This window comes from Rhodococcus sp. 105337 (genome assembly GCF_012844225.1).
Lineage (GTDB): Bacteria > Actinomycetota > Actinomycetes > Mycobacteriales > Mycobacteriaceae > Rhodococcus.
In genome coordinates this window covers 238,903-255,048 of record NZ_JABAGQ010000002.1, presented here as the reverse complement: position 1 = coordinate 255,048, position 16,146 = coordinate 238,903, and the positions used below count along the sequence as shown (strand labels likewise).

15 protein-coding genes are annotated in these 16,146 nt (G+C 68.5%); 8 read left to right on the top strand and 7 right to left on the bottom strand.

Translation table 11 applies throughout. From position 1 onward, the window contains the following. Positions 1–58 precede the first annotated feature (58 nt). From HF886_RS04930 to HF886_RS04905, 6 genes are all read left to right on the top strand, one after another. Positions 59–1,051 (top strand): ABC transporter substrate-binding protein, encoded by a 993-nt coding sequence (locus tag HF886_RS04930; protein WP_169619733.1) that lies wholly within the window; start codon positions 59–61, stop codon positions 1,049–1,051. A gap of 76 nt (positions 1,052–1,127) precedes the next feature. Next, a complete protein-coding gene (locus HF886_RS04925) occupies positions 1,128–2,108 on the top strand; it encodes an iron chelate uptake ABC transporter family permease subunit (RefSeq protein WP_169619734.1) in 981 nt (326 codons plus the stop codon). After that, complete coding sequence (locus tag HF886_RS04920) at positions 2,101–3,159, top strand: iron chelate uptake ABC transporter family permease subunit (protein WP_240954891.1); 1,059 nt, start codon at positions 2,101–2,103, stop codon at positions 3,157–3,159. The genes HF886_RS04925 and HF886_RS04920 overlap by 8 nt, the downstream gene beginning before the upstream one ends. Further along, a complete protein-coding gene (locus HF886_RS04915; protein WP_169619735.1) occupies positions 3,156–3,914 on the top strand; it encodes an ATP-binding cassette domain-containing protein in 759 nt (252 codons plus the stop codon). The genes HF886_RS04920 and HF886_RS04915 overlap by 4 nt, the downstream gene beginning before the upstream one ends. 21 nt (positions 3,915–3,935) lie before the next feature. Next, positions 3,936–4,721, top strand: a complete 786-nt coding sequence (locus HF886_RS04910; RefSeq protein WP_169651705.1) for an alpha/beta fold hydrolase — start codon at positions 3,936–3,938, stop codon at positions 4,719–4,721. Beyond that, positions 4,722–5,027 (top strand): MGMT family protein, encoded by a 306-nt coding sequence (locus HF886_RS04905; protein WP_169619737.1) that lies wholly within the window; start codon positions 4,722–4,724, stop codon positions 5,025–5,027. It begins immediately after the preceding gene. A gap of 64 nt (positions 5,028–5,091) precedes the next feature. On the opposite strand, the gene HF886_RS04900 is transcribed toward HF886_RS04905, so the two are convergent. Continuing rightward, positions 5,092–6,345: a multidrug effflux MFS transporter gene (locus tag HF886_RS04900; protein ID WP_169651704.1), complete on the bottom strand. Its 1,254-nt coding sequence runs from the start codon at positions 6,343–6,345 to the stop codon at positions 5,092–5,094. Between the two features lie 64 nt (positions 6,346–6,409). Between HF886_RS04900 and HF886_RS04895 the strand changes: the two genes are divergently transcribed. Beyond that, on the top strand, positions 6,410–6,868 hold the full coding sequence (locus tag HF886_RS04895) for a MarR family transcriptional regulator (RefSeq protein ID WP_169619739.1): 459 nt from the start codon (positions 6,410–6,412) through the stop codon (positions 6,866–6,868). Positions 6,869–6,930: 62 nt separating this feature from the next. Then, positions 6,931–8,670 carry an NTP transferase domain-containing protein gene (locus HF886_RS04890; RefSeq protein WP_169651703.1) on the top strand — a complete coding sequence of 580 codons (1,740 nt, stop codon included), beginning with the start codon at positions 6,931–6,933 and terminating at the stop codon, positions 8,668–8,670. A 21-nt stretch (positions 8,671–8,691) separates the two neighbouring features. On the opposite strand, the gene HF886_RS04885 is transcribed toward HF886_RS04890, so the two are convergent. From HF886_RS04885 to HF886_RS04860, 6 genes are all read right to left on the bottom strand, one after another. After that, positions 8,692–9,402, bottom strand: coding sequence for a sirohydrochlorin chelatase (locus tag HF886_RS04885; protein WP_169619741.1), 711 nt, complete (start codon positions 9,400–9,402; stop codon positions 8,692–8,694). Between the two features lie 3 nt (positions 9,403–9,405). Continuing rightward, on the bottom strand, positions 9,406–10,539 hold the full coding sequence (locus HF886_RS04880; RefSeq protein ID WP_169619742.1) for a uroporphyrinogen-III synthase: 1,134 nt from the start codon (positions 10,537–10,539) through the stop codon (positions 9,406–9,408). Then, positions 10,536–10,976, bottom strand: a complete 441-nt coding sequence (gene nirD, locus HF886_RS04875; protein WP_169651702.1) for a nitrite reductase small subunit NirD — start codon at positions 10,974–10,976, stop codon at positions 10,536–10,538. Before nirD ends, HF886_RS04880 begins: the two co-directional genes overlap by 4 nt. A 95-nt stretch (positions 10,977–11,071) precedes the next feature. After that, positions 11,072–13,594: a nitrite reductase large subunit NirB gene (gene nirB, locus HF886_RS04870; protein WP_169651701.1), complete on the bottom strand. Its 2,523-nt coding sequence runs from the start codon at positions 13,592–13,594 to the stop codon at positions 11,072–11,074. Positions 13,595–13,630: 36 nt separating this feature from the next. Continuing rightward, the gene (locus HF886_RS04865; RefSeq protein ID WP_169651700.1) at positions 13,631–15,103 is read right to left on the bottom strand and encodes a nitrate/nitrite transporter; all 1,473 of its coding nucleotides are present in this window, start codon (positions 15,101–15,103) and stop codon (positions 13,631–13,633) included. A gap of 136 nt (positions 15,104–15,239) precedes the next feature. Then, a complete protein-coding gene (locus HF886_RS04860) occupies positions 15,240–16,094 on the bottom strand; it encodes a TIGR02569 family protein (protein WP_169619746.1) in 855 nt (284 codons plus the stop codon). Between the last annotated feature and the right edge of the window lie 52 nt (positions 16,095–16,146).

Sequence of the window (16,146 nt, the reverse complement as noted above, 5' to 3'; positions counted from 1 at the left end):
TCTGCCTCGGCTGCGGCACCACGCCGCCGACTGTCGACGCAGAACGAGGATCACAGCTATGAACGCCATCCGTAACTACCGGCGCGCCGCAATCGGCGCCCTGGCCGTCATCGCCCTGGCCGGGTGCTCCACTTCCACGACCGACGACGCCGACACCACCGCGGCAGCCCAGACGGTCGCGATCGAGGACAACTTCGGCGAGCAGACCGTGACGACTCCGCCGAAGTCCGTGGTGGCGACGGACAACAGCACGTTCGAGACGCTCGACTCGTGGGGCGTGGACCTGTCGGCCGGCGCCGTGAGCCTGATGCCGAGCACGATCGGGTACAAGCAGGACAGCGACGTCGTCGACCTCGGCACCCACCGCGAGCCGAACCTCGAGGCGGTTGTCGCGGCCGAGCCCGACCTCATCATCAACGGCGGCCGGTTCGCGCAGTTCCGCGGGGACTTCGAGCGCCTCGCGCCCGACGCCGCCATCGTCGAGGTCACTCCGCGCGACGACCAGCCGTTCGACGCCGAGCTCAAGCGCGGCACCACCGTTCTCGGCGAGATCTTCGGCAAGCAGGCCGAAGCCCAGGCCCTCAACGACGCATTCGACGCCTCGATCGCGCGCGTGAAAGCCGCCTACTCCCCCGACACGTCCGTGATGGGCTTGATCACCTCCGGCGGCGAAATCGGCTACGTCGCGCCGAGCACCGGCCGCACGATCGGCCCCATGTTCGACATCTTCGGTTTCACCCCGTCGCTCGAGGTGCCCGAGAGCTCGGACAACCACCAGGGCGACGACATCTCGGTCGAGGCCGTCGCAGCCTCCAACCCCGACCTGATCATCGTGATGGACCGTGACGCGGGAACCGCCAACGGTGGCGGCGAGGGATTCGTCCCCGCGGCGAACATCATCGAGAACACCGAAGCGCTGAAGTCCGTCACCGCCGTCAAGGACGGCAAGGTGATCTTCCTGCCGACCGATACCTACACCAACGAGAGCATCCAGACGTACACGGAGTTCTTCAACTCCCTCGCGGACCTGCTCGAGCAGCAGAAGTCCTGATCTTCGTCACTCCTGGCGCCCGCGGGTTCGTCCCGCGGGCCCAGGCATGAATGCCTCACGGAAGACAGCAGCATCGATGAGCACAACGACGGTTTCCCCGACCCGCAAGGGCCGGTTGTTCGACTGGAAACTCCTCCTGGGAATCCTCGGAGTCTGTGTCCTGCTGACCATGTCGCTGTTCACCGGGGTGTACGACATCTTCGGCGGCGAACAGGGCTGGGAGATGTTCGAGATCACCCGCATCCCCCGGACGATCGCGCTGGTTCTGGCGGGCGCGGCAATGGCGATGTCGGGGCTGGTGATGCAGTTGCTCACCCAGAACCGGTTCGTCGAGCCGACCACCGCCGGCACGACGGAGTGGGCGGGCCTCGGCCTCATCCTGATGATGATCCTCCTGCCCGGATCCGGACTCGTACCGCGGATGATCGGGGCGATCGCCGCCGCCTTCGTCGGCACGATGATCTTCTTCCTGTTCCTCCGCCGCGTCTCGCTGTCCTCGTCCCTCATCGTGCCGATCGTCGGCATCATGCTCGGCGCCGTGGTCGGCTCGATCACGACGTACCTCGCCCTGGCCACCGACATGCTCCAGAGCTTGGGCGTGTGGTTCGCCGGAAGCTTCACCTCCGTCCTGCGGGGACAGTACGAGGTGCTGTGGATCGTCGCCGCGGTTGCGGTCGCGGTGTTCCTGGTCGCGGACCGCCTCACGGTGGCCGGCCTGGGCGAAGACGTGGCGACGAACGTCGGGCTCAACTACACCCGGATCATCTTCCTGGGCACCGGCCTCATCGCTGTGGCCACCGGCGTCGTGACCGTCGTCGTGGGAAATCTGCCGTTCATCGGCCTCATCGTCCCGAACATCGTCTCCATGTTCCGCGGCGACGACCTGCGCAGCAATCTGCCCTGGGTCTGCTTGCTGGGCATCGCGATCGTGACGGTGTGCGACCTCATCGGGCGGACGATCATCGCCCCGTTCGAGGTCCCCGTCTCGCTCATCCTCGGCGTGGTCGGCGCCGTCGTGTTCATCGCTCTACTGCTGCGGAGCCGTCGTCATGCCTGAAACCATGCCCGTCAGCGCGGAATCGGCGGTCGCGGCACCGCCGGCGGAACTTCCTGCGTCGGACGTCTTTCCGAACCCGAAGGCGCGCCGGCGCTACTGGATTCTGCTCGCCGGCCTGTCGCTGCTCGCGTGCTTCTTCGCGGTGGGAACGCTGGTGTGGAACAACCCGATGCCGTTCGGGAGTTCCGGATTCTGGCGGATCACAGAGATGCGGGCGACCAGCCTTGTCGTCATCGCAATCGTCGTGGTGTGCCAGGCCACCGCCACCGTCGCGTTCCAGACGGCCACGAACAATCGGATCATCACACCGTCGATCATGGGATTCGAGGCACTGTACGTCGCGATCTCCACCGCCGCGGTGTACTTTCTGGGTGCCGTCGGAGTCGTTGCACTGCAAGGAACTCCGCAGTTCCTCCTGCAGATCGCGCTGATGGTCTTCTTCTCGCTCGTGCTCTACGGATGGCTGCTGTCGGGTAAGTACGGCAACCTGCAGGTGATGCTGCTCGTCGGGATCATCCTCGGCGGTGGGCTCGGCTCCGTCTCGACCTTCATGCAGCGACTGCTCACCCCGAGCGAATTCGACATCCTCACCGCGCGGTTGTTCGGGTCCGTGTCCAACGCGGACGCCTCCTACCTCCCCGTCGCGATTCCCCTGTGTCTAGCCGCTGCCGCCGCACTGTGGTGGCGTGCACGGAAACTCAACCTGGTGGCGCTGGGACGCGACATCACCACCAACCTCGGCCTGAATCACCGCCGCGAGATCATGATCGTGCTGTTCCTCGTGTCGGTCCTGATGGCCGTCTCCACCGCCCTCATCGGACCGATGACCTTCCTGGGCTTTCTCGTGGCCACCCTCGCGTACCAGTTCGCGAACACCTACGACCACCGATACGTGTTTCCCGTCGCGGTGCTGACCGGGTTCGTCGTCCTCACGGGGGCCTACTTCGTTCTCAAGAACATCTTCTACGCCGAGGGCGCGGTGTCGATCATCATCGAAGCCGTCGGCGGATCGGTGTTCCTCTACGTCCTCCTCCGAAAGGGCAGACTGTGATCGAGCTCAAGGGCGTCCGCAAGGACTACGGTGACGGGGTGTCGATCGGCCCCGTCGATCTCCAGATTCCGGCGGGCGGTATCACCGCACTGGTCGGGCCCAACGGAGCCGGCAAGTCGACGCTGCTGACGATCATCGGCCGGCTGCTCGGTGCCGATTCCGGTTCGATCGAGATCGCCGGATACGACATCGCCCGCACCCCGTCGAAAGACCTCGCGAAGATCGTCTCGATCCTGCGTCAGGAGAACCACTTCGTCACCCGGCTGACGGTGCGTCAGCTCGTGGGCTTCGGTCGGTTCCCGCATTCGAAGGGCCGCATCACCCGGCAGGATCAGGAGATCATCAGCCGCGCGATCGAGTTCTTCGACCTCGGCCCGCTCGAGAACCGCTATCTCGATCAGCTCTCCGGCGGGCAGCGCCAGCGCGCCTACGTCGCGATGGTGCTGTGCCAGGACACCGACTACGTCCTTCTCGACGAGCCGCTCAACAATCTCGACATGCGGCATTCGGTCCTGATGATGCAGCACCTGCGCCGTGCCGCCGACGAACTCGGGAGGACGGTGGTCATCGTCCTGCACGACATCAACTTTGCCGCGCACTACGCGGACCGGATCTGCGCGGTGAAGAACGGGCGCGTCGTCGAGTTCGGGACCCCGCAGGAGATCGTGGTCGACGACACGCTCACCCGCGTGTTCGACACCCCGGTGACCTGCGTGGACGGCCCCAACGGCCCGCTGGCCGTCTACTACCGGTAGCCGTGCTGCGATAGTGGTCGCGTGAACGCTGCCGAGACCCTCCGCACCCACCTGTTCGGCCCCGCCGACGGGCCGCAGATCCTTGCTCTGCACGGGCTCACGGGTCACGGCCGGCGCTGGCGGCACCTCGCGGAGACTCATCTCCCCCACGCCCGGTTCCTCGCACCCGACCTTCGCGGCCACGGCCGATCGCCGTGGACACCGCCCTGGACGTTCGAGCGCCACGTCGACGACCTGCTCCGCGTGCTGGACACGCATGCCTCCGGTCCGGTGACGGTGGTGGGTCATTCCTTCGGGGGCGCTTTGGCGCTGCATCTCGCCGCCGCGGCACCGGAACGCGTGCGAGCGCTCGTCCTGCTCGATCCGGCGATCGCGTTGCCACCGGAGCGGATGCTCGAGGTCGCCGACTCGACGGCCCGCTACCCGGACTACACCGACGAGGCGGAGGCGCGTGCCGAGAAAGTCGGCGCCGACTGGGCCGAAGTCGATCCGGAACTGCTCGACGCGGAGGTCGAAGAGCATCTGGTGGCGCTCGATTCGGGGCGCGTCGCCTGGCGCGTGTGCGTGGCCGCGACGGTGACGTCGTGGAGCGAACTCGCCCGGGACTACGTGTTGCCCCCCGCTCACATCCGGACCGTGTTCGCGCGGGCCGGAAAGGTCCAGCCCGGATACACCTCGCCCGAGTTCCGCGCCGCACTCGCCGACCGGCTGGGATCGAACCTGACGGAGGTGGAGGTGGACTGCGATCACATGATCGAGCAGGCCCGCCCCGCCGAGACCGCCGACCTCATCTCCCGGGTGCTGTAGATGGCCGCGACCACCGACGACCAGATCGAAAAGGTGCGCGCGCTCGTCGCGTCCATCCCGGAGGGGCGCGTGGCCACCTACGGCGACATCGCCGATGCCGCAGAGCTTTCCAGCCCGCGTACGGTCGGCTGGATCATGCGTACCGATACCGCCGACCTGCCGTGGCATCGCGTGGTGCCGGCGTCCGGCAGACCTGCCGCGCACCTCGCCTACCGGCAACTGGCCCGGCTGGCGCTCGAAGGCACACCGATCCGCGGAGACCGAGTGGATCTGGCGCAGGCACGCCACCTCTTCCCCGCCCCGTGACAACGACCTCGCCGGTCGGTCCGGCCATCCGGACCCACCGGCGAGGTGCGTGATTCGCTGGTGCTCAGGCGCGTTCGGGCCTGGCCAACGCCATCGCACCCAACGCGATGACGCCGCTGACGACCATCGCCACCGCCATGGGCACCGCGGTGTCCTCTCCGCCGATTCCGACGAGCGGGGCGATCGCTGCCGCGAGCAGGAACTGGAGCGCACCGAGCAACGCCGAGCCGGTGCCCGCCGCGCGCTGCGCCTGGCCCAGGGCCAAGGTGGTGGCGTTCGCGATGATGAGTCCGAGGCTGCTCATCGTGCACCACAGCAGGATCAGCGTCACCCACATCGCCGGTCCGGCAAGGCTGTTGATGAGCATCAGGACAGACATGGACGCCAGGATCGTGAGGCCGATCCGCAACGTTCGGCCGGAGCCGATCCGGCGGACGATGTTGTCGTTCGCGATACTGCCGATCACGAGACCTATCGCGTTGGCGGTGAACGCCACCGTGTACCAGCCGGTGGACATGCCGTGGACGTTCTGCAGCACGAACGGCGACGCGGAGATGTACGCGAACATCACACCGAAGGCGAAGGCGTACGCGAGTGTGTATCCGACGTACCGGCGGTTCCGGAGTACTTCCCGGGCATCCCGCAGCATCGCGGTGGCGCCGCCTTGGGTGCGGCGCTCGACGGGATGGGTCTCGGCCACCAGAAGCAGCACGGCCAGGAACATGAGGACGGACAAGCCGGCGAGCACCCAGTAGACGGCACGCCAGCCGACGTTCGTGACGATCACACCGCCGACGAGAGGCGCGATGATCGGAGCTACCGCGTTGATGACGACGAGCAGGCTGAACAGCTTGGCAGCCGCGACGCCCTCGGCCCGGTCGGCGATGACGGCGCGGCCGAGCACGATGCCCGCCGCACCGGCGAAGCCCTGCACGAACCGCGCGCCCGCGAGCAATTCGATGGTGGGCGCGAGCGCACTCGCGGCACTGAACACCGCGCACGCGAGGGTGCCGACGAGCAGGAGCGGGCGGCGGCCGAACCGGTCGGACAAGGGGCCGAAGACGAGCTGGCCGATGGCCATTCCGAGCAGGAATGTCGTGAGGGTCAGCTGAATCGCCGACGCGCTCGTGTCGAATTCCTCGGCCATTTCCGGAAAGGCCGGGAGGTACATGTCGATCGCCAGCGGCGCCACTGCCGCGAGGAGAGCCAGGACCGCGATCAACTTCGCCGAGAACGGCGTGCCGCCGGTGTCGTCACCGGTCTCGGTGCTCTCGGGGATATCCGGCGCCTGGGTGGTCGCGGAGTCATGCTGGGGCATACGTGCCTTTCATTGCCGATGTATATTTAAATGTATATATACATTTAAGAGCTAGTATCGTAGCATGGTGAATCCACGGGACGTAAGCGACAGCGACGTCGACAGCCTCGCCCGGACCTCTCGTTCGCTGGTGTGGGCGCTCCGGAGATTCGGCGAGCGCGAGGCGGGCCTGTCGGCCATGCCGAACTCCGAGATCGAGGTCCTGCGCGCGGTTGCCGAGCGCCCGGGCAGTTCGATTTCGGAGATCGCGCGCGCGCTCGACCTGCAGAACAGCAACGTCAGCACCACCGTCAGCCGCCTCGTCGATCGGGGACTGCTCGAGCGACGCGCCGATCCGAACGACGGGCGATCGCACCGGATTCACCAGACCGACCTGGCCCGGCGCAACAACGCGCTGATCGACGCCATGTGGGCACGGGGCATACGCGATCTGCTCACCACGCTGAGCCCCGAAGAAGCGCACACCCTGATCGAGGCCGCGCCTCTGCTCGCCCGGCTCGGCTCGATGCCCAAGAACTACTGATCGACATTCGGCAGGACACCGGCCCCTGCGAAAACTGCGGCGTCATGGGGCAGCATGAGGATATGAGTGCACTGACCGACGTGGAGGCAGTGATCGTCGCGGGCGGCCGCGCGACCCGGATGGGAGGCGTCGACAAACCCGCCCTGGCGGTCGGGGGGCGGCGCCTCCTCGACACCGCCCTCGCCTCCGTCACCGGGTGTGCGCGGATCACGGTGGTGGGCCCCCGGCGCGACGACCTCGACCCCGCGATCATCCAGGTCCAGGAACACCCGGCCGGCGCCGGGCCCGTCGCGGCGCTCGCCGCCGCAAGCCCTGTGGCCGACGTCGTGGTGACGCTGGCGGCGGACCTGCCCTTCGTCACCGCCGCCACCGTGGCAACACTGATCGCGGCCCTCGACGCCGATCTGTCCGCGGATGCCGCCTTTGCGGTGGACGACGAGGGCAGGACGCAGTACCTGCTCGCGGTGTGGCGAGGCCCCGCGCTCTCTGCACGCCTCGCGCATCTCGGCGAGGAGGTGGCCGACCGGCCGATGAAGGCTCTGCTCCCCGACCGGTACGCCTCGGTCACCGTGACGGGCACCGCCGACTGCGACACTCCGGCAGATCTGCACCGTGCGCGCGTCGCCCACGCCCCGGGACGCGTCGCATCCGGCCCGGACGACGCACGATCGCTGGTGCGTCAGGCCTTGCTCCCGCTGGACGCTCGGCGGATACCCGTCGCCGCGGCGGAGGGCGCGACACTCGCCGCCCCACTCGTCGCCGAAGCGGCCCTGCCTCCCCTGCCGACGTCCGCGATGGACGGCTACGCCGTTGCAGGTGACGGACCGTGGGCACTGCGGCCCGAGGTCCGCCGCGCGGGTGATCCCGTGGTGTTCACGCTCGCCGACGGCGAGGCTGCCCGCATCGCGACCGGCGCCCATCTCCCGGCCGGTGCCACCGCGGCCGTCCGCGACGAGTTCGTCCGCGTGGACAACGGTGTGGTGCACCGGCTTCCGGAGTGCCCGGTGCGTGACGACACCCGCCGACGGGGCGAAGACTGGGACCCCGGGTTCGTGCTCGCCGAAAGCGGCGAGACCGTCACCCCCGCCGTCCTGTCCGCGGCACTGAGCGGCGAGGTCGCCGAGATCGACGTCCGGGGCCCGCTCCGGGTGCACCTCGTCATCAGTGGCGACGAGATCGTGCGCCACGGTCCGCTGCTCGAGGGCCGGACCCGGGATTCTCTGGGCCCTGTGCTCCCCCGTTTCGTCCGGTGGTGTGGCGCCGAACCGGTCGGTGAGACGCTGTTGCACGACAGCCCCGGCGGGTTCGAGGCCCTCTTCGCAGGCACACAGGACGTCGACGTGCTCGTGATCGTGGGGGCTACGGGCGGCGGCGCCGCGGATCAGCTGCGCGGCGCTCTGGACCGGGCAGGTGCGCACATCGTCGTCGAACGTGTGCGGTGCAAGCCCGGCGGTTCCCAGGTCGCCGCCGTGCTGCCCGACGGCCGCGCGGTGCTGGGCCTGCCGGGAAACCCGGTTGCGGCGTTGTCGACGCTGCTGGTGATGCTTCCGGCCGTCGTCGACGGCCGTACCGGCCGCACGCCGCCGTCACGCCTGGTCGGCCCTCTGGCGAACGCGTCGGAGGTGGAGGGCGATCGCACACGCCTGTTACCCGCTCGCCAGCGTGAGGATGGACAGTGGTTGTGCGACAACGCGATCCGCACCGCCCACCTCGCCGGCCTGATCGGCCGCACCGCGATAGCGCTGGTGCCGCCCCGGTGCTCCGACGGAGATGTCGTGGAGTTGCTGCCGCTCCCCCGCTGACGCGTCCGGCGTACGGCCGTATCACCGCGCCGGGCGCACCCCCGCGCTTGCCCTCAGCGCAGGAACGGCGGCGTAGTACCGGCGGGCGACCAGATCGACCACAGGCGCCGTCACGCCGAGCGGGGCGGTGACCCCGTCGGCGCCGGCGCCGGACAGACGGGAGTGGAACAGTCCTTCGGCCAACAGATACGACGCGACGAACACCCGCCGGGCTCCTCGCTCGCGCAGCTCCTCGACCACCTGCGGCACGCGCGGTTCTCCGGTCGCGACGTAGCCGATGGACACGGTCCGGTGCGTCAGGGCCGACAGCATGTCGGCTGCGCGGTGCACGTCGTGCAGTGCCCTCGGGTCGGACGACCCGGCCGCCGCGAGCACCACGGCATCCCCGGGACGCCACCCGGCCTCGCGCAACCTCTGGACGAGCACACGCGCCAGGACCGGGTCGGGGCCGAGAGCCGGAGTGACCAGCACTCTGCCGTGACCGCTGTCGGCGACCTCCCGTGGCACGTCGGCGTGCACGTGATATCCGGAGGCGAGGAACGCCGGCACCAGCACCACCGGCCCCGCGACCTCGCGCAGCACCTCGGACGGCGACGGACCGAGTACGTCGACGAATGCCACCCGGGTCGCGCCGACCCGGCCGGACACCGCGTCGGCGAGGCGGGCGATCATCTCGACTCCGCGCGGGTTGCGGGTGCCGTGGGCGACGAGCAGCAGAGCGGGATCGGTCATGGCTCAGGGTCCTTCCGGATCGACCGCCAAGCGGTAGCCGCGCTTGACCACGGTTTGAACGATCGACGGCGCTCCGAGGGCCGACCGCAACCTCGCGACCGCCGTCTCCACCGCATGGGTGTCTCCGCCGCCTCCGGGAAGCGCGGCGAGCAGTTCTTCGCGGGAGACGACGCGTCCCGGCCGCGACGCGAGCGTCCGGATCAGCGCCATCCCCGCCGGGGCCAGGCACCGGGTGGTGTCGTCGACCATCACGCACCGCCCGCGCATTCCGAGGACATGCCCTCCGGCTTCGATCCGCACGGCGCGGCGCGGAAGTTCCTCGGCGAGGTGCCGCGCCAGCGAGCCGAGCCGTGCACGCGAGGGCATCGTCACCGGCACCTCGAGAGCGACGAACGGCGCCGCGGTGACCGGGCCGACGCACACCGCGGCGACACCGGTGCGAAACCCTCGCAACATCAGTTCGAGCATTCCGGTGTCCTTGGCGCGCATGAGCATCGAGGCCACCGCCGGTGCACTCGTGAAGCTCACCGCGTCGAGCCCGTAATCGGCGACCTGCTCGATCATGCGGTCCAGCGTCGCGGGATCGTCGGGCGGAGTCCACCGGTAGACGGGGACCGCGACGACATCCGCACCCGCGGCCCGAAGCGCTTCGCACACATCCGTTCCCGGCTCCCACTCGGTGCGCTCACCGTGCAGCTGGACCGCGATCCGGCGGCCCCGGACACCTTCGGCGAGCAGGTGTTCGAGCACCTCGGCGGACGACTCCGACGCCGGTGACCATTCCTCGCGCAATTCCGCGGCGCGGATCGCCCCGGTGACTTTCGGTCCCCGGGCCAGGATGCGGCTACCCGCAAGAGAGCGCGCCAGATCGTCGGAAAGCCCCCACCCGTCCGCTGCTCCCATCCAGCCGCGGAATCCGATCGCGGTCGTCGCGACCGTGATGTCCGGTGGGCCGGCGACGATGCTGCGGGTCACCCGCTCGAGTTCGGTGTCGTCCGAGAGCGGGATGATGCGGATCGCCGGTGCGTGCACCACGTCGGCGCCGCGCCGCGTGAGCAACGTCGCGAACTCGTCCGCACGTCGCGCCGCCGTGACTCCGACGGTGAAACCGCGCAGCGGCGTGTTGTCCTGGTTCACGAAAGCTCTGCGCCGGTCGCCGGACCGTCGTCGGAGCGCGCGCTGGTGAGGTGGCTGTGGACCTGCACGACACCCGCCCACACTCGCACGTCGTAGACCGGCAACCGCACCGACGGGTCGTCGAGGTAGCGACCGTCGTCGAGCGAGAACACCTGCTTGAGAAGGGGTGAGGCAAGGGTGGGTTCGCCGGCGCGGTCCCCGACGATGCCGCGGGACATCACGGCGGCGCGGCCGAACGGATCGAAGTTCCCGACCGCGCGCAGCGTGCCGTCGTCGAGCAGGAACACCGCGACCTGTTCGCCCCCGCGCAGCAGGACGGCCACTCCGCGGCCGGGAATCAGGTGGCTGAGCGGACAGGCCGACGTCCATTCCAGGCGCCCGTCGAACACGCTCTCACGCGTCGAACCCCCAGCGGTATGCGACTCGATGACGGTCATGGGATGGTCCCTCCTCGAAACTTCCGTCCTGGCATTCTGTGGCCCCGGTGTTTCACGCGCGTTACCCACCGATTCCCTCCACGTAAGCAGGCACGTCACGCGGACGCATCCCGCCCGATCTTCGGCATGCCGACCAGGACGGGTACCTTCCGCTTGCCGGAGTCGTCGAATCGGATGGTTGGGTCCGGCTGCTCCGGGGCATTGACGAAGGAGACGAAACGCGCCAGCAGTTCGGGATCCTCGAGCACTCCCGCCCATTCGTCCTTGTACCCGGCGACATGCTTTGCCATCGCGGCTTCGAGTTCGGCGGCGATGCCGAGGCTGTCGCCGCACACGACGTCCTTCAGGTGCTCGAGCCCGCCGTCGAGCGCGTCGAGCCAGGGCGCCGTGCGCTGCAACCGGTCGGCGGTGCGGATGTAGAACATCAGGAACCGGTCGATGTACCGGACCAGGGTCTCGTCGTCGAGCCCACCGGCGAGCAACTGCGCGTGCTTCGGGGACTGCCCGCCGTTACCGCACACGTAGAGGTTCCAGCCGTTTTCCGTGGCGATCACCCCGACGTCCTTGCCGCGCGCTTCGGCGCATTCGCGCGCGCAACCGGAGACGCCGAACTTGAACTTGTGCGGCGCTCGCAAACCGCGATATCGCATTTCGAGATCCACCGCCATCCCGACCGAATCCTGCACGCCGTACCGGCACCAGGTCGAGCCGACACAGCTCTTCACCGTGCGCAGCGATTTACCGTAGGCCTGCCCGGACTCCATCCCGGCGTCGACGAGCCGTTTCCAGATCGCCGGCAGTTGCTCCACCCGGGCACCGAACATGTCGATACGCTGGCCGCCGGTCATCTTGACGTACAGCCCGAAATCGCGCGCGACCTCCCCGATGACGATGAGCTGTTCGGGGGTGCACTCGCCACCGGGCATCCGCGGCACCACCGAGTAGGTACCGTTCTTCTGAATGTTGGCGAGGAAGTGGTCGTTGGTGTCCTGGAGCCCTGCCTGCTGACGATGCAGGATGTGGTCGGAGTCGGTGGACGCGAGGATCGACGCGACGACGGGCTTGCAGATGTCGCAGCCCCGGCCGGTGCCGTAGCGCGAGATCAGTGCCGAGAAGGTGCGGATCTGCGTGGCTCGCACGATCTCGAACAGCTCGGCGCGCGACTGCTCGAAGTGCTCGCACAGTGCCTTCGACATCGGCACACCGGAACTGCTGAGAAGTTGTTTGACGGTGGGCAGGCACCCGCCGCACGTGGTGCCGGCGTTGGTGCACGCTTTGACCTGCGCGATGTCGCACGCCCCGTCCGCAATCGCCCCGCAGATCGCGCCCTTGGTGACGCCGTTGCACGAACACACCTCGGCATCGTCGGGAAGCGCTCCGGCGCCGGGCTTTTCACCTGCCGGGGAGATGAGCGTCGCCGGGTCGCCCGGAAGTTCGCGGCCGACGAGTGGACGCAACGTGCCGTACGCCGACGCGTCGCCGACGAGAATTCCGCCGAGCAGCGTTTTCGCGTCGTCCGAGACGACCAGCTTCGCGTAGGTTCCCTTCGCCGAGTCGGACAGCACCACCTCGAGCGCACCGGGCGTGACCCCGTGCGCGTCGCCGAAGCTGGCGACGTCCACACCGAGCAACTTGAGTTTGGTCGACAGATCCGCGCCGGGGAATTCGGCGGCGCCGCCGAGCAGTCGGTCGGCGACCACCTCTGCGGTGCTGTACCCGGGAGCCACGAGCCCGTAGCAGGTGCCCTCGACGGCCGCGCACTCTCCGATGGCATAGATCGCGTCGTCCGTGGTGCTGCGGCACCCGAGGTCGGTGAGAACACCGCCGCGCGCGCCCAGGTCGAGACCGGCGTCGCGAGCGAGCGCGTCCTGCGGGCGCACTCCGGCGGAGAACACCAGCACCGCGGCGTCGATCGTCGATCCGTCGGACAGTTCGACGACGAGACCGGAAGGCCCCTCGGTGATTCCGGCCGTGCCCACCCCGGTGTGCACCGTGAGCCCGAGCTCGGTCACGAGCCGTTCGAGGACCCGTCCGCCGCCCTCGTCGACCTGCAGCGGCATCAGACGCGGCGCGAACTCCACCACGTGCGGAGACATTCCCAGCCGGCGGAGAGCGTTCGCGGCCTCGAGCCCGAGCAGGCCGCCGCCGACCACCACACCGACCGGGGCGTCACCGTGCACGGACGCGGCGTCGGCCGCCGCCCGGATGCCGTCGAGATCGTCGAGCGTGCGGTAGACGAAACACCCCGGCAGTGCGTTGCCGGGGATCGGCGGCACGAACGGGTAGGAACCGGTCGCGAGGACGAGCGCGTCGTAGGCCAGCACGTCACCGGCATCGGTGGTCACCGTACGCGCCGCCCGATCGACCGACACGACGCGGGAAGAAACCCGAAGATCGACGAGAGGGTCTGCCGCATAGTCGTTTCCGGCGAGCGCGAGTTCTCTGCGATCCCAGGTTCCGACGTACGAGGACAATCCGACGCGATCGTAGGCGGGGTCCGGTTCCTCGCAGAGGACCGTGATCTTCCACGCGTCGTGCTCGTCGCGGGAACGCAATGCCTCCACGAAGCGGTGCCCGACCATTCCGTGTCCGACGACGACGACGTTCTTGCGGCTCATGGGAAGTCTCTCTCTGTTCGTGCAGGCGGATCGGTGTCAGACGGTGGCGTCGGACAGTCGCGTCGCCGGGGTCACCGGTGCGGTCGATGTGGGTGCGGACGACTCGACGGGTTGCTGCGGGCGGCGAAGGAAGACGACCCACGTCACCGCGATGCAGACGAGGTAAAAGATCGCGAAGACCCAGAACGCCATGGTGGCGGACTGTGCCTCGCCGCCGTACGAACCGCGGAAGACGAGGTTGATACCGACGCCGCCGAGTCCGCCGATGGCACCGGCGAATCCGATGAGGGCGCCGGACATGCTGCGCGACCACGCCGCCTTCTCGGCACGATCGGCACCGGCAAGGCCCTGGGCCTTCGCTTCGAAGATCGAGGGGATCATCTTGTACACCGAGCCGTTGCCCAAGCCGGACAACAGGAACAGTGCGATGAACCCGAGCACCATGGCCGTCAGGACGCCGCCGGACGCTGCGCCGGCGCTCGCGTCGTCGAGGGTTCCCGCCACGATCAGTACCGCGGCGGCGAGCGCCATACCGACGAATGTGTACATCGTGATGCGGCCGCCGCCGATACGGTCGGCCAGTTTCCCGCCGATCGGACGCGAGAGCGAGCCGAGCAACGGGCCGATGAAGGCGATCTGGGCGGCGTGCAGAGCAGCCTGGGCGGGTGTGTCGCCGCCGGCGAGGAAGTTGATCTGAAGCACCTGGCCGAACGCGAAACTGAAGCCGATGAAGGAACCGAACGTGCCGATGTACAGGAAGGAGATGACCCACGAGTCGCTGAACTTCAGCGCGCGGCCCATGGCGCGCAGGTCCGCTTTCTGGTCGCCGAGGTTGTCCATGAACAGTGCCGCACCGATCGCGGCCGCACCGCACAGCACCAGGTAGACGGCGCAGACGATCCACGGTTCGGTATTGCCGACGGTCGCGATGACCAGCAGGCCGATAAGCTGAATCGCCGGCACCCCGATGTTGCCGCCACCCGCGTTGAGCCCGAGTGCCCAGCCCTTGAGTCGCTGGGGGTAGAACGCGTTGATGTTCGTCATCGACGAGGCGAAGTTACCGCCGCCGACGCCGGCAAGCGCCGCGACCAGCATGAACGTGCTGTACGAGTGCCCCGGGTTCAGCATCAGATACAGCGCGCCCATGAGCGGGACGAACAGCACGAGCGCACTGAAGACGGTCCAGTTACGGCCACCGAATCGTGCGGTCGCCACGGTGTAGGGAATGCGGAGCACGGCACCGACGAGCGTGGGCACCGCGACGAGGAAGAACTTGCCCGCGGCGTCGATGCCGTAGATGTCGGTGGGCATGAACAGCACCATGACCGACCACACGGACCACACCGAGAATCCGACGTGTTCGGCGATGACAGACCAGATCAGGTTTCTCTTGGCTATCTGCTTGCCGCCGGACTCCCACGCCTCGACGTCTTCGGCGTCCCAGCTCTCGATGTAGTGCTTGCGCGCGAATCTCTCTCGGAGAGTCTCGTTCCGGACCGAATCCGCCATGCCGGCCGCCCTTCTCAGGTGTGTGATGAACCCAAGGTAGGCAACGGGTGTTGCCGCGGTGCTGCCCGCGATGACCGTCGCGTCAAGAGATGCTCACCCGGTGACGGGCGACGGTGTGAGGTGGCGGTAACCGATATCAGAGAAGGAATCGGACCAGGTCGGCGGTGTGCGCCAGCCCGGGGAACGCTTCTTCGGTGGATCGGGGGTGCAGCGCATGGACCGCGAGCCGGAACATCACGGCGCGCAACAGCATCTGCGGCCACTCCGGAAGGTCTTCCCACCGTGCGATGAGACCGTCGTCGGCGCCGCCCCACGACAACGCGTCGACGACGGTCACCGCGGCCGCCCACGACGCGGGACGCCAGTAGGGCGTGATGTCGGTGAGGCCCGGCGCGGCTCGTCCCGCGAACAAGACGGTGCCGAAGAGATCGCCGTGTACGAGTTGATCGGGCAGGTGCACCGGCTTCCGGAACGTGGCGAGCTGCCCGATGAGGTCGAGGCTCTTGAGTCCGTCGGGGGTGACCGTCTCGGGGGCACCCGCAGCGCGCGCGGTCCGCAGCGGCACCGTTTCCCACGCCGCGCGGTCGGCCGCGACGAACACGTCGACGTCCTGCCACGGTGCCACCGGTGGCTGCATGAGGAAGCGCGGGCGCTCGAGTTGTGAGGTCGCGACGTGCAGCCGCAGCGACAGCGAGACCACCTCGTCGTGCCGGGGTTCGGAAGTCCCGACGATGTACGTGTCGGCGCGCCATCCGGACACCACGTAACGCCCGTCGGTCGAGCGGACGGGCCGGGCGAGCCGTACTCCGTCGACGGTCAGCGTCTCCCTGATCTTCGCGGACCACGCCGCGCGGGCGTGGTCGGCGACCCGGGACAGCACCACGTCTCCACACCGGAAACCGCCGTCCCAGTCGGCGCCGAGGGCGACCGGCTCGACGTCGCGAAGGCCGAACGTAGAGCACACGTGCTGCGGTGGTTCGAGTGAGCTCACGCCCACACGGTACCGGCGTACCCTGCCGGGTCCCGGGAGGCACTCCGCTGTT